The sequence below is a fragment of the Polaromonas sp. P1_H6 genome, from assembly GCF_056405195.1.
Genome location: NZ_JBFUCN010000001.1, coordinates 72,725 through 96,596, shown reverse-complemented (window position 1 = coordinate 96,596; position 23,872 = coordinate 72,725). Strand labels below are relative to the sequence as shown.

Annotated in this window: 22 protein-coding genes and 1 riboswitch; of the genes, 21 read left to right on the top strand and 1 reads right to left on the bottom strand. The window is 63.9% G+C overall.

Features of this window, described 5'->3' with window-relative positions:
• The first annotated feature begins 160 nt into the window (after positions 1–160).
• From AC1D1F_RS00475 to tolA, 19 genes are all read left to right on the top strand, one after another.
• Positions 161–1,039 carry a lytic transglycosylase domain-containing protein gene (locus AC1D1F_RS00475; RefSeq protein WP_477681123.1) on the top strand — a complete coding sequence of 293 codons (879 nt, stop codon included), beginning with the start codon at positions 161–163 and terminating at the stop codon, positions 1,037–1,039.
• Positions 1,040–1,172: 133 nt separating this feature from the next.
• Positions 1,173–1,302, top strand: a riboswitch (ZMP/ZTP riboswitch).
• A 58-nt stretch (positions 1,303–1,360) separates the two neighbouring features.
• Entirely contained in the window at positions 1,361–2,605 is a 1,245-nt protein-coding gene (gene glyA / locus AC1D1F_RS00470) for a serine hydroxymethyltransferase (RefSeq protein WP_477677281.1), read from the top strand.
• 99 nt (positions 2,606–2,704) lie between these two features.
• Positions 2,705–3,154 (top strand): transcriptional regulator NrdR, encoded by a 450-nt coding sequence (nrdR, locus tag AC1D1F_RS00465; protein WP_007872661.1) that lies wholly within the window; start codon positions 2,705–2,707, stop codon positions 3,152–3,154.
• Positions 3,155–3,244: 90 nt separating this feature from the next.
• Positions 3,245–3,892: a GspH/FimT family pseudopilin gene (locus AC1D1F_RS00460; protein ID WP_477677279.1), complete on the top strand. Its 648-nt coding sequence runs from the start codon at positions 3,245–3,247 to the stop codon at positions 3,890–3,892.
• Entirely contained in the window at positions 3,781–4,464 is a 684-nt protein-coding gene (gene pilV / locus AC1D1F_RS00455; protein WP_477696316.1) for a type IV pilus modification protein PilV, read from the top strand. The genes AC1D1F_RS00460 and pilV overlap by 112 nt, the downstream gene beginning before the upstream one ends.
• Positions 4,461–5,399 (top strand): PilW family protein, encoded by a 939-nt coding sequence (locus AC1D1F_RS00450; protein WP_477677277.1) that lies wholly within the window; start codon positions 4,461–4,463, stop codon positions 5,397–5,399. Before pilV ends, AC1D1F_RS00450 begins: the two co-directional genes overlap by 4 nt.
• On the top strand, positions 5,386–5,940 hold the full coding sequence (locus AC1D1F_RS00445) for a pilus assembly PilX family protein (protein WP_477696315.1): 555 nt from the start codon (positions 5,386–5,388) through the stop codon (positions 5,938–5,940). Before AC1D1F_RS00450 ends, AC1D1F_RS00445 begins: the two co-directional genes overlap by 14 nt.
• Positions 5,937–9,662, top strand: a complete 3,726-nt coding sequence (locus AC1D1F_RS00440) for a pilus assembly protein (RefSeq protein ID WP_477700619.1) — start codon at positions 5,937–5,939, stop codon at positions 9,660–9,662. The genes AC1D1F_RS00445 and AC1D1F_RS00440 overlap by 4 nt, the downstream gene beginning before the upstream one ends.
• 42 nt (positions 9,663–9,704) lie before the next feature.
• Positions 9,705–10,190, top strand: coding sequence for a type IV pilin protein (locus AC1D1F_RS00435; protein ID WP_477678422.1), 486 nt, complete (start codon positions 9,705–9,707; stop codon positions 10,188–10,190).
• 40 nt (positions 10,191–10,230) lie between these two features.
• A complete protein-coding gene (gene ribD / locus AC1D1F_RS00430; protein WP_477678421.1) occupies positions 10,231–11,355 on the top strand; it encodes a bifunctional diaminohydroxyphosphoribosylaminopyrimidine deaminase/5-amino-6-(5-phosphoribosylamino)uracil reductase RibD in 1,125 nt (374 codons plus the stop codon).
• 98 nt (positions 11,356–11,453) lie between these two features.
• On the top strand, positions 11,454–12,104 hold the full coding sequence (locus AC1D1F_RS00425) for a riboflavin synthase (protein WP_477696313.1): 651 nt from the start codon (positions 11,454–11,456) through the stop codon (positions 12,102–12,104).
• Between the two features lie 3 nt (positions 12,105–12,107).
• A complete protein-coding gene (ribBA, locus tag AC1D1F_RS00420; RefSeq protein WP_477696312.1) occupies positions 12,108–13,214 on the top strand; it encodes a bifunctional 3,4-dihydroxy-2-butanone-4-phosphate synthase/GTP cyclohydrolase II in 1,107 nt (368 codons plus the stop codon).
• A gap of 51 nt (positions 13,215–13,265) precedes the next feature.
• Complete coding sequence (ribH, locus tag AC1D1F_RS00415) at positions 13,266–13,730, top strand: 6,7-dimethyl-8-ribityllumazine synthase (protein ID WP_477678717.1); 465 nt, start codon at positions 13,266–13,268, stop codon at positions 13,728–13,730.
• 38 nt (positions 13,731–13,768) lie between these two features.
• Positions 13,769–14,296, top strand: a complete 528-nt coding sequence (gene nusB / locus AC1D1F_RS00410) for a transcription antitermination factor NusB (RefSeq protein ID WP_477696311.1) — start codon at positions 13,769–13,771, stop codon at positions 14,294–14,296.
• Positions 14,297–14,307: 11 nt separating this feature from the next.
• A complete protein-coding gene (locus tag AC1D1F_RS00405; protein WP_477678719.1) occupies positions 14,308–15,504 on the top strand; it encodes a pyridoxal phosphate-dependent aminotransferase in 1,197 nt (398 codons plus the stop codon).
• Positions 15,501–15,950 carry a tol-pal system-associated acyl-CoA thioesterase gene (gene ybgC / locus AC1D1F_RS00400; RefSeq protein ID WP_477678720.1) on the top strand — a complete coding sequence of 150 codons (450 nt, stop codon included), beginning with the start codon at positions 15,501–15,503 and terminating at the stop codon, positions 15,948–15,950. Before AC1D1F_RS00405 ends, ybgC begins: the two co-directional genes overlap by 4 nt.
• Positions 15,947–16,639 (top strand): protein TolQ, encoded by a 693-nt coding sequence (gene tolQ / locus AC1D1F_RS00395; protein WP_477655681.1) that lies wholly within the window; start codon positions 15,947–15,949, stop codon positions 16,637–16,639. The genes ybgC and tolQ overlap by 4 nt, the downstream gene beginning before the upstream one ends.
• Before the next feature lie 17 nt (positions 16,640–16,656).
• Positions 16,657–17,097 carry a biopolymer transporter ExbD gene (locus tag AC1D1F_RS00390; protein ID WP_477678722.1) on the top strand — a complete coding sequence of 147 codons (441 nt, stop codon included), beginning with the start codon at positions 16,657–16,659 and terminating at the stop codon, positions 17,095–17,097.
• Positions 17,098–17,113: 16 nt separating this feature from the next.
• Positions 17,114–18,022: a cell envelope integrity protein TolA gene (tolA, locus tag AC1D1F_RS00385; protein WP_477696310.1), complete on the top strand. Its 909-nt coding sequence runs from the start codon at positions 17,114–17,116 to the stop codon at positions 18,020–18,022.
• A gap of 52 nt (positions 18,023–18,074) precedes the next feature.
• On the opposite strand, the gene dnaE is transcribed toward tolA, so the two are convergent.
• Positions 18,075–21,557, bottom strand: coding sequence for a DNA polymerase III subunit alpha (gene dnaE / locus AC1D1F_RS00380; protein ID WP_477696309.1), 3,483 nt, complete (start codon positions 21,555–21,557; stop codon positions 18,075–18,077).
• Positions 21,558–21,640: 83 nt separating this feature from the next.
• On the opposite strand from dnaE, the gene AC1D1F_RS00375 reads away from it, so the two are divergent.
• Positions 21,641–22,450, top strand: coding sequence for a sulfurtransferase (locus tag AC1D1F_RS00375; protein ID WP_477678412.1), 810 nt, complete (start codon positions 21,641–21,643; stop codon positions 22,448–22,450).
• 78 nt (positions 22,451–22,528) lie between these two features.
• Positions 22,529–23,866, top strand: coding sequence for an ergothioneine biosynthesis protein EgtB (egtB, locus tag AC1D1F_RS00370; protein ID WP_477678409.1), 1,338 nt, complete (start codon positions 22,529–22,531; stop codon positions 23,864–23,866).
• Positions 23,867–23,872 lie beyond the last annotated feature (6 nt).

Genomic DNA, 23,872 nt, shown 5'->3' with positions numbered 1-23,872 from the left:
AGAAACCTAGGGACAACCCGAATCTCCGCTGCCCCATTCATCAAAGAAGCCGGCAACGTCAAACAGGGGTCAACACCCACAAGGCATGCCTTGGTTTGATGGCGACCCAATCAAAGCCTGCTTGGCCTCTCAAGGGCCTGCAAGCGTAGAAAGGAGTGCTATGACAGCGCTAGGACAATTCGGCCTTGAGGCGCACTTGAAAAGTGTACAGAGCGGTATTTCAACCATCGCCGATGACATCGCCCAGGGCTTTTTCGAGATCACCCACAACAGCTTCGCCCTCCTGGGCCTGGCGGTCGTGTTCGCGGTGATCACACTGACGGCCCGGCCCGACTTGCGTCAGGCCGGTGAATTCAAGCTCATGACCTGGCTGCAGCAACGCCAGGAAGCGGCCATCGGTTTTACCGAGCCCGCCGCCATTGAGCGTGCCACGGCATCCAATCCCAAAGACCTGCCGGCCCAGCAGGCGGCGGTGGCCTACTGGCTGAGCAAGAAATACGGCGTGGCGCCCGAGCCTTTGAGCGTGCTGGTGGCCGAGGCCTTCGAGATCGGCCAGAAGGCCAAGCTCGACCCCACCCTGATCCTGGCCATCATGGCGATCGAGTCCGGCTTCAACCCGTTCGCGCAAAGCCCCGTGGGCGCCCAGGGCTTGATGCAGGTCATGACCAAGGTGCACCACGACAAATACGACAACTTCGGCGGCAAGCTGGCGGCCTTCGACCCGGTGACCAACCTGCGCGTCGGCGTCAAGGTGCTGCAGGAATGCATCGCCCGCGCCGGATCCGTGGAAGGCGGCCTCAAATACTATGTGGGCGCCGCCAATATGGAAGACGACGGCGGCTACGCCGGCAAGGTGATGGGGGAGCACGCCCGCCTGCTGGCCGTGGTGGCCTCCGCGTCCAAGCGCGGCAAGCCCTCGCCTTTCTTTGCCGAGCCCGGCACTTCGCGCCCGGTCCCGGCCTCCCTGCCCGGCAAGTCCGAGACGCCGGCCTCCGAGGGCAAGACGCCCGAGAAAGTGGCGCTGTTGAGCCAGTCCTGATCCCCGCCGGCGCGGCCTCCAGGCCCGCCGCTTGCACCGCAAAGCCGGGCCGCCGCCAGCGCCCGGCTTTTTGCTTTCCGGGCCACGGGTATGGGACGGGCTGCCACGGATTTCAGGCGCTCTCAGTTACACTAGCCGGGTGCGCAACTGGCGATAGGCTCAAGGTTTTCGCAACCATTGGAGCTGACGTGGGACACCACTGGGAAGCGCACCGCTGACAGCCGTTGGGCCTCAGCGTTCAGCCGTTCGCCTGGGCAGCCCTTGTTTCATTTAGAGCCGCGGCTCATATGAATAGCAGGGACCACGTCTTTAAGGACTGCCATGTACCACCGCAATATCCTGGTCGAACAGACCGATCCCGAAATCTTTGCCGCCATCCAGGCCGAAAACGCCCGGCAAGAGCAGCATATCGAGCTGATCGCCAGCGAAAACTACGCCTCGCCCGCCGTCATGGCCGCGCAGGGATCGCAGCTCACCAACAAATACGCCGAAGGTTATCCCGGCCGCCGCTACTACGGCGGCTGCGAACATGTGGACGTGGCCGAGCAACTGGCCATCGACCGTGTCAAGGCCATCTTCGGCGCCGAAGCCGCCAACGTGCAGGCGCATTGCGGCGCATCGGCCAACGAGGCCGTGTTCCTGGCCTTCCTCAAGCCCGGCGACACCATCATGGGCATGAGCCTAGCCGAAGGCGGCCACCTGACGCACGGCATGGCCCTGAACATGAGCGGCAAGTGGTTCAACGTCGTGTCCTACGGCCTGAACGACAAGGAAGAAATCGACTACGACGCCATGGAGCGCAAGGCCCTTGAGACCAAACCCAAGCTGATCATCGCGGGCGCCTCGGCTTACAGCCTGCGCATCGACTTCGAGCGCTTCGCCAAGGTGGCCAAAGCCGTCGGAGCGATCTTCATGGTCGACATCGCCCATTACGCCGGCCTGGTGGCCGCGGGCGTGTACCCCAACCCGGTGCCGCATGCCGACATCGTCACCTCGACCACGCACAAAAGCCTGCGCGGCCCGCGCGGCGGCATCATCCTGATGAAGGCCGAGCACGAAAAAGCCATCAACAGCGCGATCTTCCCCGGCCTGCAGGGCGGCCCGCTGATGCACGTGATCGCGGCCAAGGCCGTGGCTTTCAAGGAGGCCATGACGCCTGAGTTCAAGGCTTACCAGCAGCAGGTCGTGAAAAACGCGCAGATCGTCGCCGACACCCTGACGCAGCGCGGCCTGCGCATCGTCAGCGGGCGCACCGAAAGCCACGTCATGCTGGTCGACCTGCGCGCCAAGGGCATTACCGGCAAGGAAGCCGAAGCAGTGCTGGGCAGCGCCCACATGACGATCAACAAGAACGCCATCCCGAACGACCCGGAAAAGCCCATGGTCACCAGCGGCGTGCGCATTGGCACCCCGGCCATGACGACCCGCGGCTTCAAGGACGAGGAAGCCCGCGCCACGGCCCACCTGATCGCCGACGTGCTCGACAACCCGCGCGACGCGGCCACCCTGGAAGCAGTCCGCGCCAAGGTTCACGCCCTGACCAGCCGCTTCCCTGTGTACCGTTAACCATGGCGGACGGCGCGGGCACCATGGTTTTCATCGCTGCCCCTTCCGTCCTCAATGGGCCAAAGACCAATCGATGCTTTTAAGTTCAGGTCAACACCCATGAAATGCCCTTTCTGCGGCCACCTCGAAACCCAGGTTGTCGAAACCCGGGTGGCGGAAGACGCCGACTTCATACGCCGGCGCCGCCAGTGCGGCGCATGCGAAAAGCGCTTCACCACCTACGAGCGGCCCGACGTCACCTTCCCGTCCATCGTCAAGAAGGACGGCCGGCGCATCGAGTACAAGCGCAGCAAGATCCTGGGCTCCATGAACCTGGCGCTGCGCAAGCGCCCCGTCAGTACCGAGCAGATCGACTCGGCCATCGAACGCATCGAGGAAAAACTGCTGAGCCTGGGGGTGCGCGAGGTGGCCTCCAACCGCCTGGGCGAGCTGGTCATGCGCGAACTCAAGAAACTCGACAAAGTGGCTTATGTCCGCTTTGCCAGCGTCTACCGCAGCTTTGAGGATATTGACGAGTTCAAGACCCTGGTGGATGAGGTCAGGCGCTAAAGCGCCGGACGCGCTGACCGTTCGTCACGCAGACCTGACCGGGCGTCGAATACAGGAGGCGGGACCGGCGAGGCATGCTCACAATTGCGCATGTTCGAAAATCTATCGATCGCCGGCCCTGCCACCTTCCGCCCCCAACCGCCCTGGCGTGTCATGCGGCGAATCCAGCATGGATTCACCCTGATTGAGGTGCTGGTGGTGATAGCCATCATCGGAATCCTGACGGTCCTCGCAACGCCCTCCTTCATGGGCCTGCTTGCCAACGCCAATATCACCCGCGCCACCAACGGGTTTATCTCGGATACCCGCTACGCCCGCGGTGAAGCCATGCGGCGCGGGAAAAGCGTGACGATCTGCAGGACCGCCAACTACACCGCGGCAAGCCCGACATGCTCCACCGGTAACGGCGCGACCGTCGGCGGCTGGATGCAGGGATGGGTGGTGTTCGTTGACAGCAATGGCAACGGCAGCTTCGATGCCGCGACCGACATCGTGCTACGCGCCCAGGAGCCCATGGCCGGCGTCAGCGATTTTTTCGCGGTCGGCGTCTCCACTCCGACGGCTGTCGCCACGGGCAACGGCATCATCTATGACGGCACCGGCCGCGCCATAGGCCAGTCGGGCCGATGGCTGGTGCATGCCTCGGGCTCGTTCGCCACCAACGCTTACTACACCCGTACCCTGTGCATGAACGCAGTGGGCAGGGTCAAAGTCCAGACGGGGGACGTCGCATGCTAGGCCTCACCAGAAAAGCACCTCCTTCACGCAAGGGGCAGCGAGGCTCCTCGCTGCTGGAGGTCCTGATTTCCATATTGCTCATGTCCTTTGGCATGCTGGCACTCGCCGGCATGCAGGCCTATTCGGTCGCGGCGCAGAAAAACGCGGCCAACCGCGCCATCGCCAGCGCCCTGGCCACGGAACTGGCGGAAGTCATCAGGCTCAACCCGACCGGACTTTCAGGCGGCAACTATGACGTGGCGCTGATGACCACCAGCAGTCCTCCCGCCCTCGCGCCCTGCGCCTTTCCCAACTGCACAACCCCTGCGACACTGGCTGCCGCGGACCTGACGGCCTTCCAGAGCCGGGTTCGTGCGTTGCTGCCCCAGGGCGGCGTCGAGCTGGCCCGGCCCGGTGCCAGCGCAACCCAGGCCAACATCTGGATTCTCTGGGAAGAAGCCGGCGTGCTGGACAACTCCCGCAAGGTCGCCGGCGTCGACCAGTCCGCCGAATCGACGTCCGACAACTGCTCGGCCACCGCCAAAGCCCTGCCAACACTGCCACGCTGCTTTTACATGAAGGTGCAGTTATGACTTCGCCCGCAAAAAGCTGCCCGCGGCAGCGTCCTCGCATGCCCGCGGCAAAGTCCGCAGCAAGGCAGCAGTCAGGCTTCACCCTGATCGAACTGCTGATCTCCATGACACTGGGCATGGTGATCATCGGCGCGCTGGTGGTCATGTATCTCTCCGGCAGCACGGCCACGCGCAACGCGCAGGCCCAGGGCCAGATGAACGAGGACGCCCAGATGGCCCTCGGCGTCTTTACGCAGGAACTGCGCCAGGCGGGGTACAACCCCACGCGCACCGGCGGCGTCAAGAACGACCTGGGCCTGGGCGGCTGGAACCTGTACGCCTGCAACACGGGCTTCACGGATCCCACCGTTGCCGCCATGAGCGCCTTGAGCTGCGCAGGATCCGGTGGTTTTTCCCTGGCCGTGGCCTACGAGGCAGACCTCAACAGCGGGAAAAACACCTCCGGCGGCCTGCCGATGGACTGTATCGGCAACGGCGTGGGCGCCGCGGGCGCTCCTTTCTACATCATGCAGTCGCGCATCGCCATCACGAACAACACGCTGACCTGCCGCGGAAGCGGCAACCTGGCGCAATCGCAGGTGCTGGCCGAAAACATTGAAAGCGCGACGGTGAATTTCGCGGTGGCCGAGCCCGCCGTCCCCAACAGCCAGAATGTGCGCGGTTACCTGAGCGCCTCCGGCATCACCACCCCCACGGATGTGGGCCTGGCGGCCCTGCCCCTGCTGGACCGCTGGAACAAGGTGGTTGCGGCGCAAGTCTGCGTGGTGGTCAAGAGCGAAGACCGCGTGCTGGGGGACCTGGGTACTTCGAGCACAAAGCCCAGCTATCAAAATTGCGCCGGCACCGACGTCGACATCACCGACGGCAAGCTGCGCCGCGCCTATCGCACCACGGTGCTGTTGCGCAACCATGGAGTGGGTTATGTCAATCCCTGAACCACGCCAAACCGCGAAGACGAAGATGCACGGGCAGCAGGGCGTCGTGCTGATTGTGGCCCTCATCATGCTGATGATTCTTTCGGTCCTGGCCAGCATCTCGATTCGCGGCGCCTCGTCGACCGAGCAAGTGGCCAACCAGAGCCGCCAGCAGGCGCTGGCCCGGCAGACCGCCGAAACAGCCCTGCGCTTCTGCGAACAGCAGGTGCAGCTCTACGCCGCCAACCCCGCCACCGGCTTTGCGCCCGAGGCGGCCCCCGTCGGCGCCGGGACGCCCTACTCCTGGGCCACCATGGCCAACTGGGACGCCGCGACACCGGTGGCCAGCCTCAAGACAGTCACGGTCACCTCGTCCGGCGACGCGGGAACCAAGCTGTATTTCACCCGCCAGCCCGAGTGCATGTCGCAGTACCTGACCCCTGCCGACACCAAAGTTTTTGTCACGACGGCCAGAGGCTTCGGCCCTGAAGTCGCCGCGAAAGATGGAAGCACACCCCAAGGCACCGAGGTGTGGCTCCAATCCGTAATCACCATGAAATGATGCTCGACCCGAGCATGAAAGGCCTGGCCATGAAATTTTCCATTTTGCGCGGCGTTGCGTTTTACGCGGCCGCGTTGATCACGGCGGACAGTGCGTTCGCGGTCGTCGCGCAGGAGCCGCTGCTGTCCAGAACCGTGAACGTCCGGCCTAACATCGCGTTGGTGCTCGATACCTCGGGCTCCATGGACTGGGAATGCGTCTATGCCAAACATGTCAGCGCCGCGATGCTGGCTGAGTCCCCGGGCTCCACCAGCATCCCGGGCTTCCACGCGGATTGCATTAGCAGCGCCGACCCCCGTCAAAGCTCCCCTGTCAACAACCTGCTGTTTTACAACCCCAAAAAGGTCTATGGACCAGGTTATGTCGGAGGTGTTCTCCAGGCCAATGCGGCCGTGGGCAACTCCTCGGTCGTGACCATGTTCCTGCCTAAAGCAGGCAAGGATCCCACGACCTACACCACGTCCAATGCCATCAAGAACACGGCGGACTACGACAGCTATGAAGTGACGACCAGCAAGTTCAAGCTGAATGGGTCCAACACCTCCGGCAGCGGCAGCACCAACCCGTTTGGTCCGCACGGCGGCACCCGCACGGACTGCGCTGGTGCAACCTGCACGTTCAACGAGGAACGCCAGAACATCGCGAACTGGCGTGCCTACCACATAGATCGCCTCAGTTCGGCAAAAACAGGGTTGTCCGGGGCATTCGCAAGCCAAGCCGACAATTTTCGACTGGCCTACACAGACATAGACCCCCTAAACAACCTCAGTTCCATGAAGGACTTTGGCCTGGCCAAAAGTGCATTTTATTCGTGGCTTGATGCGCGCGTAGCCACCGGGGGCACGCCGCTGCGCGGCGCGCTTGACAAGGCCGGGAAGTACTACCAGAACAATGCCAACAATGGGCCCTGGGGATCCAAGCCCTGGGCCCCCCCCGCTGGCGAAACCGCAACCAGCCATTTATCCTGCCGTCGTTCATTCACCCTGTTGATCACCGATGGTTTTTACACGGATGCCGCCCCTGCAGGCATAGGTAATGTCGACGCGACCGTGGGACCAGCATATACCCATGCTCTGGATAACAGCAAAACATACCAGTACAAACCGACCGAAAAAACCGACGCACGAACCAAAGGCAAACCAGACAGAGTCAGTGGGACGGGTGGCGTTGCCGACACGCTGGCGGATATTGCCCTGAAGTACTGGGTCACCGATCTCCGTCCCGATTTGCCGAACGACCTTGGGAAAGGCACTTCCTCCGACCCCCCATTCTGGCAAAACATGACCAGCTATATGGTCAGCTTTGGCGCCCCGGGCAAAATGACGGATGCGGAGGTAACCAGTGCCAAGGCCGGCACCCTTGCCTGGGCCGACCCTGTACTCAATACCGTCACGACGATCGACGACATGCGCCACGCGGCCCACAACGGCGGTGGCGATTTCCTCACGGTAACCGACGCGGCCCAATTCACAACGGACCTGGGTAATGTCATTGGCAGTATCGCCAGCCAGCAGTTTTCACAAGCCGGTGTGGCGGCATCCGCCACGGATCTGGTCGCGGGCACCAAGAAATTTATCCCTTACTATACTAGCGGCACATGGTGGGGCAACCTGCAAATGAAAGATTTGACCAGCGGCTCCGTAGTTTGGCAGGTCGTCGCCACCGACGGCAACGGCCAGCCAACAGGCGTTACCACGCTGCCCGTACCAGCATCCCGGAAGATTTTCGTCTGGACCGACGCAACCAAGCAAGGCCTCGACTTCACCTATGCCAACATCACCACGGCGGCCAACAGCCTGAAGGGCACCAATACCAACATGCAGATGAGCAATGCGGTGACCTCCGACATGATCGACTACCTGCGTGGCGTGCGGACCAAGGAAGGTGCCGGCATGAGAAAACGTCCAACGGTTCTCGGTGACCTCGTCAATTCGACACCCGCTTACATCAGGAACAACACCAATCCCCAGTTTGAGCTGCTTCCAGTATCTACCCCAGGCTTGACCACCTATGCCGCCTACATGGCCAGCAAGGCGGCCCGCACCGAAGGTGTGGTGTTTGTGGGGGCCAATGACGGCATGGTGCATGCATTTGGAGAAGGCTACGGCTCAAGCATCGGCGGCCGGGAGGTCTTTGGCTATATTCCACGGTCTGCACTTGGAAAGCTCGAAGCCCTGACCGATAGCGGCTATCCCTATGCCCACACTTACATGGTGGACGGCCCGATGATGGAGGTCGACGCCTATTTAACAACCCCCAATCTGACCGGCGGAGGCACGTCCACAGGATGGCGCAACCTGGTCGTGGGTACCGCTGGCGCTGGCGCCAAGTCGGTCTTCGCGCTGAATGCCACCGACGCTCTCAATATGAATGGCAAGGCGATCTTGTGGGAGGTCAATGCGGACCCAGCATTTCCTGTGATGCCGGGAAACTCCACGACTTCGTTCGCAGAACTGGGCAATGTCCTGACTAAAGCCCAGAGTGGCATCACGGTTAGCGGCGACTGGGTGACCATCTTCGGCAACGGCTACGACAGTAAATCCGGGAAAGCCAGCCTCTTCGTCGTTGAGACCGGCACCGGCAAACTGCTCAAGGAAATCCAGACCGACAACACGACCGGCAACGGGCTGGGAGGTGTGCGCGTGGTTTACAACGACAAACGGCAGATTATCGGCGTCTATGCGGGCGACCTGAAAGGCCGGTTGTGGAAATTCGACCTGAGCGGTGCTACCTCCTCCGCTTGGGGCGTTGGCAACGGCGGTGTTGCGCTGTTCACCGCGCTCAGCGGTGTAACACCTTTGCCCATTACAGCCGCACCGGCTGTCGTTGAGCGGACTGACCAACCTAGTTTCAAGCCCAGCTATATAGTGATCGTGGGTACCGGCAAGTTGTTTGAGGCGGGTGACACTTCCATAACAACGCCGATTCAGCAAGTCTATGGCCTGTGGGACCGGAAGCCATTCGGCTCCACGGGTACCGATTCCATTACTGACTCGCAACTCGAAGGTATTAAACAGACCGACGCTACAGGGGGTACCGATCCAAGCACCGGCGAGACAATCAATGGCGGCGGCGCTACTTCCGTCGGCGGGATCAGTTTTGTCAATCCGGCAGTCACCACCCTTGACTGGTCCACTCGTCGGGGCTGGAAGCTGGCTCAAGATACATTGACCGGTGAACGCGCCATCTCAGAGATCAACATAGTAGACGAAATAGTCAAAATCGATACGGTTGCCCCCCAAAGCAGCGCATCGAGCTGCCTGGCCTCAACAAGCAAAGGAGAGACCTACGCGATCAATCCATTCACTGCGACTTGCCGTGTGGGCGGCACGCTGGACACAAATGGCGATAAACAGATTGACGGGAAGGACGCGAACGTCTGCGTCTTCAGCACACCTGCTGATGGCGTCGACGTTGTCCTCATTATCCGGAACTCGCTGGGCGAAGACACCGGCCTCCGAAGCATTCAGACTGCAAGCGGCTCTATCACGATTCGCACCAAGGGCGCGCCCCCGCCCCAGGACTGCACCAACCCGGCCTATGCGGTAGCCCATGTTGCTGAATGCGGCAGCTGCGCCGACGCGGCTTATGCTGCGGCCCATACAAGCGAATGCACGACGGCCAACTGCAGCAGCGCCGCCTACCGGGCGGCCCACCCCGGCGAATGCCCAGGCGCTGTCCTGAACCGCTCATGGCGCCAGCTCTTCCCGCGCGCCAACTGAAATCAGGCTTGAAAATCGCTGCTTTTACCAAGAGAATCACTCATGATGTCCAAATCGAAAAAAAACGACGGCTCGGCGGGCTTTACGCTGATTGAGCTGATGGTCGTGGTGGCGATCATCGGCGTGCTGGCCGCGATCGCCATACCGTCCTACCAGAGCTATATCGCGCGCGGCAACCGCGCCGCGGCGCGAGCGGCGCTTTCGCAGGCCGCCCAGTACATGCAGCGTTTCTACGCGGCCAACGACCGCTACGACGCCGACCGCACCGGTTCCCAGACCATCTGGGCCACCCTGCCGCCTTCCTTCATGAAGGCGCCCGCCGACGGCACCCAGCTCTATGAAATTTCCAACACCGGCGGCAATTCCAGCAGCGCCACCGCGAGCACGTTCACGCTTATCATGCGTCCTTTGACCACAGCCAGCATGGCGAATGACAAATGCGGCGGATTCACCCTGACGCAGGCGGGTGTCAAAGGCGTCACGGTCGCAGGCGCGACCACCGCTTTGATCGCGGAATGCTGGCGTTAAAACCATAGGCCCGTCCCTGATGTGGCCGCAGCGGGAAACCATGCAGCAGCCCATCCAGACAGCCTCTACCCTCGAATTCATCCAGGCTGCCCTGCAGGCCGCGGCCAACGCGCCCCTCAGCGCAGCGCCCAACCCACGCATTGGCTGTGTCCTGGTCTCCGCCGCCGGGCAAACCATAGGCCTTGGCCACACGCAGCAGGCCGGCGGCCCCCACGCGGAAATCATGGCCCTGCGCGATGCCGCGGCCCGGGGCCAATCCACCGAAGGCGCCGCCGCCTATGTCACGCTGGAGCCCTGTTCCCACCACGGGCGCACAGGCCCCTGCTGCGACGCCCTGATTGCCGCGGGTATCAAAAAAGTCGTCGCCTCTATGGCGGACCCCAATCCCCGGGTTTCCGGCCAGGGCTTTGAGCGCCTGCGCGCGGCCGGCATAGCGGTCGACGTGGGCGCCGGCGCCGCGCAGGCCAAAGAACTCAACATCGGCTTTTTCAGCCGCATGGTCCGCAAGACCCCCTGGGTCCGCATGAAGATCGCCGCATCGCTGGACGGCGCCACCGCCCTGGACAACGGCCGGAGCCAATGGATCACCTCGCCCGAAGCGCGGGCCGACGGCCATGCCTGGCGCGCGCGGGCCGGCGCCGTGCTGACGGGCATAGGCACCGTGCTCCAGGACAACCCCAGGCTGGACGTCAGGCTGGTGGAAACACTTCGGCAACCCTTTCGGGTGATCGTCGACAGCCTGCTCCAGACGCCGGTGGATGCGAAAATTTTCGAGGCCGGCGGCCCGGTGTGGATTTACACCGCCGTCCAGGGCGCCCCTCAGGAGGCCGCCCTGCTCGCCAGAGGCGCCACGGTCACCTGCCTGCCCGGCGCCCGTGGCAAGGTGGATCTGGCGGCCATGCTGAAAGACCTGGCGCTGCGCGAGATCAACGAACTGCATGTCGAAGCTGGCAGCAAGCTCAACGGCTCCCTGGTCCGCGAAGGGCTGGTCGACGAGTTCCTGGTCTACCTCGCGCCCAAGCTGCTCGGCGCCGGCCTGGGCATGGCGTCCTTTGGGCCCCTGGAGCAACTTTCCGACGCGGTGCCCCTGCAATTCCAGTCCGTCGAGAGGATAGGCCCCGACCTGCGCGTGCTGGCCCGCGGCGTTGGCCGGGACCAGTTCTAGACGGTTTTTTACCTGCGCCGGGCCTGGCCTGGGCCGCATTTACAGGGCAATAGTGGCCTTTCCCCACGTCCGGGCCGGATTCCCTGCGAAAATAGCGCATGTTTACCGGAATCATTACCGGCTTGGGGCGCATCGTCGCCATCCAAAGCCTGGGCAGCTCTTCAGACCACGGCAAGCGCCTCACCATCGAGACGCCTGCGGGTTACCTTGACGACGTGGGCCTGGGCGACAGCATCGCCCTCAACGGCGCCTGCATGACGGCCACCTCGCTGGACCTCGCCCTCAACCGCTTCACCATCGACATCTCCGCCGAATCCCTGGCCAAAACCACAGGCCTCGCCGAAACCGGCCCCATCAACCTCGAAAAAGCCCTGCGCGCCCACGATCGCCTGGGCGGCCACATCGTTTCGGGCCACGTCGACGGCATAGGCCGCGTCACGCATTTCGCCGAGGTCGGCGAAAGCTGGGAACTGCGCATACTGGCCCCGCGCGAACTCGGAAAATACCTGGCCTACAAGGGCTCCATCACCGTCAACGGCGTGAGCCTGACCGTCAACCGGGTCACCGACCTGGCGGGCGATGAGGGAGGCACGGAGCTCAGCATCAACCTGATCCCGCACACCGTGCAGAACACCGCCCTGGGCCAACTGGCCGCCGGCTCCCGCGTCAACCTCGAAATCGACCTGATCGCGCGCTACGTCGAGCGCATGCTGGGCGACACCCACAACAACATCCTAAAAAAGCCCTGAACCATGAGCACTGCCATTTCCCCCGTTGCAGACATCGTCGCCGACATGCGCGCCGGCCGCATGGTCATTCTGATCGACGAGGAAGACCGCGAAAACGAGGGCGACCTGGTGCTCGCGGCCGACCACGTCACGCCCGAGGCCATCAACTTCATGGCGCGCTTCGGCCGCGGCCTGATCTGCCTGACCCTGACCCGCGAGCGCTGCGAACTGCTGCAACTGCCGCCCATGGCGACCCGCAACGGCACCAAGCATTCCACGGCCTTCACCGTCTCAATCGAGGCCGCCGAAGGCGTGACCACCGGCATTTCCGCGGCCGACCGCGCCCGCACCGTGCAAGCCGCCGTCGCCAAAGACGCCACCGTCAGCGACCTGGTGCAGCCCGGCCACATCTTTCCGCTGCAGGCGGTGGACGGCGGCGTGCTGATGCGCGCCGGCCATACCGAAGCCGGCTGCGACCTGGCCGGCATGGCCGGCTGCTCGCCGGCCGCCGTGATCTGCGAAATCATGAAGGACGACGGCACCATGGCCCGCCTGCCCGACCTGCTGCTGTTCGCGGCCGAGCACGGCCTGAAGATAGGCACCATCGCCGACCTGATCGAGCACCGCAGCCGCAACGACTCCCTGGTCGAAAAAATCGGCTGCCGCACGCTGAAAACCGCTTTCGGCGAGTTCACCGCCCACGCCTTTCGCGACAAGCCCAGCCAGGGCTTGCACCTGGCCCTCGTCAAAGGCGAATGGTCCGCCGATGACGTTGTGGCCGCGCGTGTCCACGAGCCGCTGTCGGTGCTGGACGTGCTGGAAACCGGCCGCCCCATGCATTCCTGGAGCCTGGACCAGAGCCTCAAGCACATCGCCGACGAAGGCCGCGGCGTGGCCGTGCTGCTCAACTGCGGTGAAAGCGCCGCGCAGTTGCTGGCCCAGTTTGAAGGCACGGCGCGCGCCAGCCAGGCCCCCGAGCGCGGCCGCATGGACCTGCGCACCTACGGCGTGGGCGCGCAGATCCTGCGCGAATGCGGCGTGCACCGCATGAACCTCATGGGCAACCCGCGCCGCATGCCCAGCATGACGGGCTACGGCCTGGAGATCGTCGGCTACATCACCCGGGACTGACGTTTGCGTCACCTCGCCTGAAATTCATAAATCAATCAAAAGGGAATCACCGTGTTTGGAGCAGAAAAAGGGACGGCCGACAAGCTGGACGGCAGAAAACTTTCCATCGGCATCGTGCAGGCGCGCTTCAATGAAAGCATCACCAACGCCCTGGCCGAGGCCTGCAAGCACGAGCTCGCCGCCCTGGGCGTGCTCGAAGACAACATCCGGCACGTCCTGGTGCCCGGCGCGCTCGAGGTGCCCTGCGCCTTGCAGGCGCTGGCCGAAAGCGACAAGTACGACGCGCTGATCGCGCTGGGCTGCATCATCCGCGGCGAAACCTACCACTTCGAGCTGGTGGCCAACGAAAGCGGCTCCGCCGTCACGCGCCTGGCGCTGGACTACCAGCTGCCCATCGCCAACGCCATCCTGACGACCGAGAACCTCGCCCAGGCCCAGGCCCGGCAGGTCGAAAAAGGCCGCGATGCCGCCCGCGTCGCCGTCGAAATGGCCAACCTGATCAATGAAATTGCCTGAGCGCCTGCTCCCACCTTTAACCCTGACTGGCATTTTTCATGGCTGATCCCATCATCAAACCCAAACGCCCGCCGCAGACCCGTACCGGCCTGACCGACACCGGCGTCAAAAAAGCCGCCGACAAATCGGCGCGCACCCGCGCGCGCGAATTCGCCCTGCAGGCCCTTTATCAGCACCTGGTCGGCCGCAACGAGGCCGACTCCATCGATGCCTTCACCCGCGACCTGGTGGGCTTTCACAAAGCCGATTCGGCCCACTACGACGCCCTGCTGCACGGCTGCATCGCGGACGCGAAATCGCTGGACGCCGGCATCACCCCGCTGCTGGACCGGCCCATGGCCGAGATCTCGCCGATCGAGCATGCGGTGCTCTGGATAGGCGCCTACGAGTTCACCCACTGCCTCGATGTGCCCTGGCGCGTCGTCATCAATGAGTGCATCGAACTGGCCAAGGCCTTCGGCGGCACCGACGGCCACAAATACGTCAACGGCGTGCTCAACAAGATGGCGCCCTCCCTTCGCGCCGCGGAAGTCGCCGCCGACAAAGCCAAACAATCCCCCCGGTGAAAGCGCCCGACGTGAGAATCGCCCGGCGGGCTCAACGCATCGAGCCGTTTTATGTCATGGAGGTTGCCAAGGCAGCCTCGGCGCTGGCGCAGGAGTTCGCCCACAGCGACCGGCCCATGATCTTCCTGAACATCGGCGAGCCGGACTTCACCGCGCCGCCCTTGGTGCAGGAGGCCGCGGCCCGCGCGATCTGGCAGGGCAACACACAGTACACCCAGGCCACCGGCCTGCCGGCGCTACGCGAACGCATCAGCGCCTGGTACGCCTCGCGCTTCGGCGCCGACGTTGCGCCCGGCCGCATCATCATCACGGCGGGCGCCTCGGCCGCGCTGCAGCTGGCCTGCCTGGCGCTCATCGAGGCCGGCGATGAAATCCTGATGCCCGACCCCAGCTACCCCTGCAACCGGCATTTCGTCAGCGCCGCCGAAGGCAATGCGGTGCTGGTGCCGACCACCGCGGCCGAACGCTTCCAGCTGACCCGCGAGAAGGTCGAAGCGGCCTGGCAGCCGCAGACGCGCGGCGTGCTGCTGGCCTCGCCTTCCAACCCGACCGGCACCTCGATCGCGCCCGAAGAACTGCAGCGCATCCACGAATTCGTGCACGGCCGCGGCGGCATCACGCTGATCGACGAGATCTACCTGGGCCTGAGCTACGAAGAGCACTTCGGCCACTCCGCCCTGGCCATGCCCGGCGAACTGGGCCAAAGCGTGATCAGCATCAACAGCTTCAGCAAATACTTCAACATGACCGGCTGGCGCCTGGGCTGGCTGGTGGTGCCCGAGGCGCTGGCGCCCGTGATCGAACGCATCGCGCAAAACCTGTTCATCTGCCCCAGCACCGTGGCCCAGCATGCGGCGCTGGCCTGCTTCGAAGCCGAGAGCCTGCAAGAGTACGAGCGCCGACGCGCCGAATTCAAGGCGCGCCGCGACTACTTCATCCCCGAACTGAATCGCCTGGGCCTCACGGTGCCGGTGATGCCCGACGGCGCCTTCTATGCCTATGCCGACTGCACCCAGGCCGCCGCGCGTCTGGGCGTCAGCGGCAGCTGGGACTTCGCTTTCGAACTCATGAAGCGCGCCCATCTGGCCGTCACGCCGGGCCGCGATTTCGGCCATGCCGCGCCCGAGCAGTTCGTGCGCTTTTCCACCGCCAATTCCATGGCGCAATTGCACGAGGCCGTGGCCCGGCTCAAGGCGGTGCTGGCATGAAGCCGGCCGCGCGGGTTTTCAGTTGGCCCCTCAGGGTCTATTGGGAAGACACCGATGCGGGCGGCATTGTTTTTTACGCGAACTACCTGAAATTTTTTGAACGTTCGCGCACCGAATGGCTCAGATCTTTGGGTATTGAACAGCAGCGCCTGCGGGAAAATACCGGCGGCATTTTCGTGGTGGCGGAAACCAGCGTCCGTTACCATCGTTCCGCCCGCCTGGACGATGAACTGATTGTTACGGCAAGCCTGGTCGAAGCCGGCCGCGCGTCCATGATAATCAGCCAGCAGGTGCTATTAAAAACAGAGCAGACGCCGGCACAACCGGCGCCTTTACTTTGCGAAGGCAGCATACGCATTGGGTGGGTTGACGCCGCCAGCCTGCAGCCACGGCGCATTCCGGCTTCCATTCTTGACAGCTTAAAACACGATACGGCCACAACATGAACCAAGACTTGTCCATCGTCAGCCTCATCCTCAATGCCAGCTGGGTCGTTCAGGCCGTCGTGGCGCTGCTGGTCGGCGTGTCCATCGCCAGTTGGGCCGCGATCTTCCGCAAGGTCATCGCGCTCAACAAAGTGCAGACGCTCAACGACGAGTTCGACCGCGAGTTCTGGTCGGGCACCAGCCTGAACGACCTGTTTTCCGGCGCCGCGCAAAACGCCAAGCACTCAGGCCCCATGGAACGGATTTTCGCCAGCGGCATGCGTGAATACCAGAAGCTCCGCGAACGCCACATCACCGACCCCGGCACCCTGCTGGACGGCGCGCGCCGCGCCATGCGCGCCAGTTACCAGCGTGAGCTCGACGCCATCGAGGCCAACCTGTCCTTCCTGGCCACCGTCGGTTCGGTCTCGCCTTACGTCGGCCTGTTCGGCACCGTCTGGGGCATCATGCACGCCTTCACCGGCCTGGCGGCCCTGGAGCAGGTCACGCTGGCCACGGTGGCGCCCGGCATCGCCGAGGCGCTGGTCGCCACCGCCATCGGCCTGTTCGCGGCCATCCCGGCCGTCGTCGCCTATAACCGCTTCTCGCACGACATAGACCGCGTCGCCAACCGGCTGGAAACCTTCATCGAAGAGTTCTCCAACATCCTGCAGCGCAACCTCGGCGCCCAATCACCCTCAGGTCATTGACTGGTAAGGAGACCGCCATGCCAGCAGTCAATTCCCGCCGCGGCCGCAACCGGCGCACCATCAGCGAGATCAACATGGTGCCCTTCATCGACGTCATGCTGGTGCTGCTCATCATCTTCATGGTGACGGCGCCGCTGATCACGCCCAGCATGATCGCGCTGCCCAAGGTCGGCAGGGCACCCAGCCAGCCGCAGAACCCAGTGCAAATCCTGATCAGCAAGGACGAAACCGTGCAGATCAAGATCAAGACCGACAGCGTGCCCAGCAATGTGCGCAATGTCGCGGCCGACATCGCGAAGCTGGAGCCGGCCGTGAAGGCCGAGGGCGCGCAGGCCGTGCCCGTGGTCATCAGCGCCGACAAATCCATCAAGTACGAAACCGTGGTCCAGGTCATGGACAACCTGCAAAAAGCCGGCGTGTCGCGCGTGGGCCTGTCGGTGCAGACCGGCAACAAGTAGCCGCCCGCCCAGCCCCATGCCCAGCGCCGCAGACCGCCTCGACTTTCTTCCGCCCCGGGACGAGGGGTCGGGCCACGCGTTCGCGCTGGCGTTGCTGGTGCACGTCCTGCTGATCGCCGCCCTGACCTGGGGCGTCAACTGGAAGCGCAGTACCCCGGACGTCGCTTTCCAGGCCGAGCTGTGGACCAATATGCCGGCGCAGCAGGCCGCGCCCAAACCAGTTGAAGTGCCGACACCGCCACCGCCTCCCCCGCCGTCACCCACCCCGGAAGTCAGGACGCCCACGCCGCCGCCCGCCCCCAAGGTGGACATCGCGCTGGAGCAGGAGAAGAAGCGCAAGCTGGTGCAGGAACAGAAGGAAGCGGAAGCCCTGAAAGAAAAGCAGAAGGCTGAACTGCAAGCCAAAAAAGACAAAGACGCGGAAAAACAAAAAGCCGCCGAGAAGAAAGCCAAGGAAGACCTGGCCAAACGCAAGGCGGCGGAAGACGCCAAAAAGCTGGAAGCCCAGAAGGACAACAAGGACGCCGCGCAACAGAAAGCCGCCCAGGCCGCCGCGGAGAAAGTGCGCCAGGAAAACCTGCGCCGCATCACCGGCATGGCCGGCGCCACCGGCGATGCGGACTCCAAGGGTACAGCGCAAAAATCCAGCGGCGGGTCCACGACTTACGGCGCGATCGTCAGGGCGGCCATCAAGCCCAACGTGGTGTTCACCGAGGACTTCACCGGCAATCCGATGGCGAAGGTGGAGGTCCGCCTGACGCTGGACGGCACCGTCATCAGCCAGCGGCTGGTTCAATCGAGCGGAAACAAAGCCTGGGATGATGCCGCCATCAACGCCATCATCCGCACCCGCGTCATGCCGCGGGACGTCGACGGGCGCATACCCGACACCACCTTGATCCTGGAAATGCGGCCGCGCAACTAGCGCCGGCCGTCAATTCAAGCCTTGCCCGCGCCCCTGTGAAGCGGCGCCCGGCTCACTCGTAAACGATCTGCACCAGCCCCCTGTCGGCCTGCGCCATCCAGCTGGCCAGCGCCGCATCGGTCGGGAAGAATTTGGCCGCTTCGCCCAGGTGCAGTTCGGCGGTCGCACCGCCCTCGGTGTTTTGCCGCCTGAGGCTCAGGCGCACCGGCAGGCCGCGGCTGATTTCGCCCTGGTCGGACATTTCGCGGCGCGGCGGGAAATCCCGCACCAGCCGTGAGATGTCGGGCGCGCTGCCGTTGACGGCCACGCGCAGGTACTTGCCGAACTTGCAGCGCGCGGTTTCCAGGTCCCACACCTGCGTGACCTTGAAGCGGCGGCCGAAGCGCTCCGAAGCGCCCTGCAGCGTGCCCTGCACGATCACCAGTTCGTCGTCCTTGAGCAGGTTGCGGTTGGTGTTGAAGGTCGCTTCGTCCACCGAGGCCTCGAGCACGTCGGTCTTGTCGTCGAGCTTGAAGATGATCAGCTTGCCGCGGTTGCCGTTGATGATGCGCAGGTCGCTCAAAATCGCGGCCAGCAGCTGCGGCTCGCGCGAATCGATCAGGTCCTCGATCTTGCGTTTGGCGAACTGGCGCACCTCGGTTTCCACCTCGTCGAACAAATGGCCCGAGAGGTAAAAGCCGATCGCGGTTTTTTCCTGCACCAGCCGGGCCTTCACGCCGAAGGGCATGGCCTCGACCAGCGGCGGCTCCTGGGTGCTGGCGGCGTGCGAGTCGCTCATGTCGAACAGCCCGCCCTGGTTGGCATTGGCTTCGGTCGCGGCGGCGAATTCAAAAGCCCGGTCCACCGAGGCCAGCAGCGAGGCGCGGTTGAGCTGCAGGTTGTCGAAGGCGCCGCCCTTGATCAGGGCCTCCACCGTGCGTTTGTTGAGCCGGCTGCGGTCCACGCGCACGCAAAAATCGTAAATCGAGGTGAAGGGGCCGCCTTCCTTGCGCGCCGCGACGATCGCGGCAATCGCCTGCTGGCCCGTTCCCTTGATGGCACCCAGGCCGTAGCGCACCGAAGTCGCGCTGATGGGCTCGAAGCGGTATTCGCCGCGGTTGATGTCGGGTGACTCGAACTGGAGGCCCATCTTCTGCGCGTCGCCGAACAGGATCTTGAGCTTGTCGGTGTCGTCCATTTCCACCGTCATGTTGGCGGCGAAGAATTCGGCGGTGTAGTGCACCTTGAGCCAGGCCGTGTGGTAGGCCAGCAGCGCATAGGCGGCGGAGTGCGACTTGTTGAAGCCGTAGCCCGCGAACTTTTCCATCAGGTCGAAAACCTCGTCGGCTTTCTCTTCGCTGAGGCCGCCCTCGCCCGCGCCCTTGCGGAAGATCTCGCGCTGGGCGTCCATCTCCTCTTTTTTCTTCTTGCCCATGGCGCGGCGCAGCAAGTCGGCGCCGCCCAGCGAGTAGCCACCCAGGATCTGCGCGGTCTGCATCACCTGCTCCTGGTAGACCATGATGCCGTAGGTCTCTTCGAGGATGGCCTTGACGCGCGGGTCCGGATATTCGGGAACTTCCTTGCCCTGCTTGCGCGCGATATAGGTCGGGATCAGCTCCATCGGCCCCGGGCGATACAAGGCGTTCATCGCGATCAGGTCTTCCAGGCGGTCCGGCTTGGCGTCTTTCAGCATGCGCTGCATGCCGATACTTTCAAACTGGAACACGGCTTCGGTCTGCCCCCGGCCGAAGAGCTCATAGACCTTGCGGTCGTTGAGCGGCAAGTCCTCGAACTTGAAGTCCTTTTGCGCCGGGTGGCGCGCAATGATGAATTCCCGGGCGATCTCCAGGATGGTCAGCGTGGCCAGGCCCAAAAAGTCGAACTTGACCAGGCCTATGGCCTCCACGTCGTCCTTGTCGAACTGGCTCACGGCGGAGTCGCTGCCGGGCTGGGCATACAGCGGGCAGAAATCGGTCAGCTTGCTGGGCGCGATCAGCACGCCCCCGGCGTGCATGCCGACGTTGCGCGTCAGTCCTTCGAGCTTTTGCGCGAGCTCCAGCAGCGTGTGCACGTCCTCTTCCTTGCGTTCGCGCTCCGCCAGGACGGGCTCCTGCTCCTTCGCCTGTTCAATCGTGATGTGCTGGCCCGGCTTGTTGGGAATCAGCTTGGAGATGCCGTCGCAAAAGCCGTAGGGAAAGTCCAGCACGCGGCCCACGTCGCGGATGGCGGCGCGCGCCGCCATGGTGCCGAAGGTCACGATCTGGCTCACGGCCTCTTTACCGTATTTGTCCTTCACGTAGTCGATCACGCGGTCGCGGTTGCTCTGGCAGAAGTCGATGTCGAAGTCGGGCATGGACACCCGCTCCGGGTTCAGGAAGCGCTCGAACAGCAGGTTGTACTGCAGCGGGTCCAGGTCGGTGATCTTCAGCGAATAGGCCACCAGCGAGCCCGCGCCCGAACCCCGGCCAGGCCCGACCGGGCAGCCGTTGTTCTTGGCCCAGTTGATGAAGTCGCCGACGATCAGGAAGTAGCCGGGAAAACCCATCTTGAGGATGGTGTTGATCTCGAACTCCAGGCGCTCCACGTAAGACGGCCGCTTCTGGTCGCGCACTGCCGCATCGCGGTACAGGTGGGCCAGGCGCTCTTCCAGGCCTTCAAACGAGGCGTGGCGGAAGTAGGCGTCAATCGGCATGCGCACGCCGTCGACTTCAGGCGTCGGGTAGTCGGGCAGCATGGGCTTGCCGAGTTCCAGCGTCAGGTTGCAGCGCTTGGCAATCTCCAGCGTGTTGGCCAGGGCCGTGGGCACGTCGGCGAACAGCGCCTGCATCTGCTCGGCCGACTTGAAGTACTGCTCGCGCGTGAACTTGCGCACGCGCCGCGTGTTGCCCAGGATCTCGCCTTCCGAGATGCAGACGCGCGCTTCATGCGCCTCGTAGTCGTCGTAGGTCAGGAACTGCACCGGATGCGTGGCCACCACCGGCAGCTTGAGCCGCGCCGCGAGCTGCACCGCCGCCGCCACATGGCGTTCGTCGTCGGGCCGCTGGGCGCGCTGCAGTTCCAGGTAAAAACGATGGGGGAACAGGCCCGCGAAATACAGCGCGCATTCCACGGCGCGGGCGCTGTCGCCCTGCAGCAGGGCCTGGCCCACGGAGCCGCCCTGCGCGCCCGACAGCGCGATCAGTCCTTCATTGAGTTCCTGCAGCCATTCGAGCTTGACCACCGCCTGGTCGCGCACCACGTTTTTAGTCCAGGCCCGCGTGAGGATTTCGGAAAGGTTGAGGTAGCCCTGGCGGTTCTGCACCAGCAGCAGCAGGCGCGCGGCCGGCGTGGCGGCGTCCTTGCCCGGCACCTGCACCCAGATGTCGGCGCCAATCAGGGGCTTGACGCCCGCGCCGCGCCCTTCCTTGTAGAACTTGACGGTGCCGAACAGGTTGCTCAGGTCGGTGATGGCCAGCGCTGGTTGCCGGTCGGCGGCCGCTGCGGCCACGATTTCATCGATGCGGTTGGTGCCGTCGACGACGGAAAATTCGGTGTGAAGGCGCAAATGGACAAACATGAAGGCCATTTTAGGGCCGAGGCTGTCCGCTCAGGGGCCCCAGCCAGGTGCAAGGGCTTGCATGCCTGCCTACAATCAAACGCATCATGCAAATCCTGAACATTGCAGCCTACAAGTTCGTCGCGCTGGCCCAGCCCGCGGCGCTGCAAGCCAGCCTGGCTGACCGGCTGCGGGGCCATGCCATCAGGGGCACGGTGCTGCTGGCCGAAGAAGGCATCAACCTCTTCCTGGCCGGCCCGGCCGGCGATATTCATGATTTTTTGGCATGGTTGAAACAGGATGTGCGTTTTTCCGACCTGCAGGCCAAGGAAAGCTGGTCGGGCGCCCAGCCCTTTCGCAAGCTGCTGGTCAAGGTCAAGCCGGAAATCATCCGCATGAACCACCCGGCCGTGCAGCCCGCCGCGGGCCGCGCGCCGGCGGTGGACGCCGCCACCCTCGAGCACTGGCTGGACACCGGCCATGACGACACGGGCCGCCCCGTGGTGACGCTGGACACCCGCAATGACTTCGAGGCCGACGTCGGCACCTTCCGCCATGCCATCGACTGGCGCATCCGCAAGTTCACCGAATTTCCCGAAGCGCTGCTGGCGCACAAAGAAGAACTGGCCGGCAAGACCGTGGTGAGTTTTTGCACCGGCGGCATCCGCTGCGAGAAAGCCGCCATCCTGATGCGCGAAGCCGGAGTGGAGAACGTCTGGCAGCTCGACGGCGGCATCCTCAAATACTTCGAAGAGAGCGGGCGCGCACATTTCGACGGTGAATGTTTTGTTTTTGACGAACGCCGTGCCGTAGACCCGGAACTCAAACCCCAGGTCAACCCGTCCCCCAAAGCCTTGCAGCCGCCCCCTGCCGCCCGCAGCACCGAAAATTTCGGGCTTTTGTCTGACAGCTGAGCCCCAAGCCCCGTGCGAAGCTTTTGAATCGTTCACATCCCACGTCCGCCCGCCGTCCCCTTTTTAACGGTAGCCACCATGCCCACAGACGCTTCCCCCGCGCGCCACCAGGCCGCCCATGCATTGCCCTCCTCGCTCGCCAGGCGCTTCAGCGCCGTGCGCCAGCAAACCGAGGCGCTGATCCAGCCCCTGAGCCCCGAAGACTGCCAGCTGCAGTCCATGCCGGACGCCAGCCCCGCCAAATGGCACCTGGCCCACCTGACCTGGTTCTTCGAGACCTTCGTCCTCGAACGCTTTGAGCCCGGCTTCACGCCTTTCGACCCGGGCTTTCGGGTGCTGTTCAACAGCTATTACAACGGCGTGGGCGATAAATACCCCAGGCCCAAGCGCGGCCTGATCAGCCGGCCCTCGCTTGACGAGGTGCTGGCCTACCGCGCGCAGGTCAACCAGCGCATGCTGGCGGTGATCGCCGCCGTGGAAGCCGGCACCGACGGCGCGCAAGGTCGGGATCTCACCGAACTGGTAACCCTGGGCCTGCACCACGAACAGCAGCACCAGGAACTGCTGCTGACCGACATCAAACACGCGCTGTCCTTCAACCCCGAACGCCCGGCCTACGCGAGCCGCTGGCCGCTGGCCGGCATACACCCGCAACCGGTGGATTGGCTACGCCATGAGGCCGGCCTGGTGGAACACGGTTATGACGCGGCGCGCGACGGCGAATTCGCCTTCGACAATGAAACGCCGCGCCACAAGGTCTATGTGGCGGCTTTCGAGCTGGCCAGCCGGCCGGTGACCAACGGCGAAATCATGGCCTTCATCGCCGACAAGGGCTACCAGCGCCCCGAGCTGTGGCTCTCCATGGGCTGGGACTGGGTCACCGAGAACAAGGTCAGCCTGCCCTTCTACTGGCAAGGCGATGAAGGCAGCTACCAGCACTTCACGCTGCAAGGCCTCATCGATGTAGACCCGAATACACCGGCCTGCCATCTCAGCTATTTTGAAGCCGACGCCTTTGCGCGCTGGGCCGGCGCGCGATTGCCCACCGAATTTGAATGGGAGCTGGCCGCGCGCAAGGTGCCGGCCGGGCCCGCGCCGCAAGGCAACTTTGTGGAGACATCCGCCTTCCACCCATTGCCGCAGCAAGAGGGCAGCCACGGTCTGCCCGCGCAGATGTTCGGCGACGTGTGGGAGTGGACGCAGTCCAACTACAACCCCTACCCCGGCTACAAGCCCTGGGAGGGCTTGGTGGGCGAGTACAACGGCAAATTCATGTGCAATCAGTTTGTGCTGCGCGGCGGCTCCTGCGCCACGCCGCAAAGCCATATGCGCGCAAGCTACCGCAACTTCTTCCCGCCCGATGCCCGCTGGCAGTTCAGCGGCCTGCGCCTGGCGCGTGACCTGGCGCTTGGCTAGGGCCTC

Coding starts and splice junctions, on each gene's coding strand:
- AC1D1F_RS00475 (WP_477681123.1), top strand. CDS start 161: ATGACAGCGCTAGGACAATTCGGCCTTGAGGCGCACTTGAAAAGTGTA.
- glyA (WP_477677281.1), top strand. CDS start 1,361: ATGTACCACCGCAATATCCTGGTCGAACAGACCGATCCCGAAATCTTT.
- nrdR (WP_007872661.1), top strand. CDS start 2,705: ATGAAATGCCCTTTCTGCGGCCACCTCGAAACCCAGGTTGTCGAAACC.
- AC1D1F_RS00460 (WP_477677279.1), top strand. CDS start 3,245: ATGTTCGAAAATCTATCGATCGCCGGCCCTGCCACCTTCCGCCCCCAA.
- pilV (WP_477696316.1), top strand. CDS start 3,781: ATGGCTGGTGCATGCCTCGGGCTCGTTCGCCACCAACGCTTACTACAC.
- AC1D1F_RS00450 (WP_477677277.1), top strand. CDS start 4,461: ATGACTTCGCCCGCAAAAAGCTGCCCGCGGCAGCGTCCTCGCATGCCC.
- AC1D1F_RS00445 (WP_477696315.1), top strand. CDS start 5,386: ATGTCAATCCCTGAACCACGCCAAACCGCGAAGACGAAGATGCACGGG.
- AC1D1F_RS00440 (WP_477700619.1), top strand. CDS start 5,937: ATGATGCTCGACCCGAGCATGAAAGGCCTGGCCATGAAATTTTCCATT.
- AC1D1F_RS00435 (WP_477678422.1), top strand. CDS start 9,705: ATGATGTCCAAATCGAAAAAAAACGACGGCTCGGCGGGCTTTACGCTG.
- ribD (WP_477678421.1), top strand. CDS start 10,231: ATGCAGCAGCCCATCCAGACAGCCTCTACCCTCGAATTCATCCAGGCT.
- AC1D1F_RS00425 (WP_477696313.1), top strand. CDS start 11,454: ATGTTTACCGGAATCATTACCGGCTTGGGGCGCATCGTCGCCATCCAA.
- ribBA (WP_477696312.1), top strand. CDS start 12,108: ATGAGCACTGCCATTTCCCCCGTTGCAGACATCGTCGCCGACATGCGC.
- nusB (WP_477696311.1), top strand. CDS start 13,769: ATGGCTGATCCCATCATCAAACCCAAACGCCCGCCGCAGACCCGTACC.
- ybgC (WP_477678720.1), top strand. CDS start 15,501: ATGAAGCCGGCCGCGCGGGTTTTCAGTTGGCCCCTCAGGGTCTATTGG.
- tolQ (WP_477655681.1), top strand. CDS start 15,947: ATGAACCAAGACTTGTCCATCGTCAGCCTCATCCTCAATGCCAGCTGG.
- AC1D1F_RS00390 (WP_477678722.1), top strand. CDS start 16,657: ATGCCAGCAGTCAATTCCCGCCGCGGCCGCAACCGGCGCACCATCAGC.
- tolA (WP_477696310.1), top strand. CDS start 17,114: ATGCCCAGCGCCGCAGACCGCCTCGACTTTCTTCCGCCCCGGGACGAG.
- dnaE (WP_477696309.1), bottom strand. CDS start 21,557: ATGTTTGTCCATTTGCGCCTTCACACCGAATTTTCCGTCGTCGACGGC.
- egtB (WP_477678409.1), top strand. CDS start 22,529: ATGCCCACAGACGCTTCCCCCGCGCGCCACCAGGCCGCCCATGCATTG.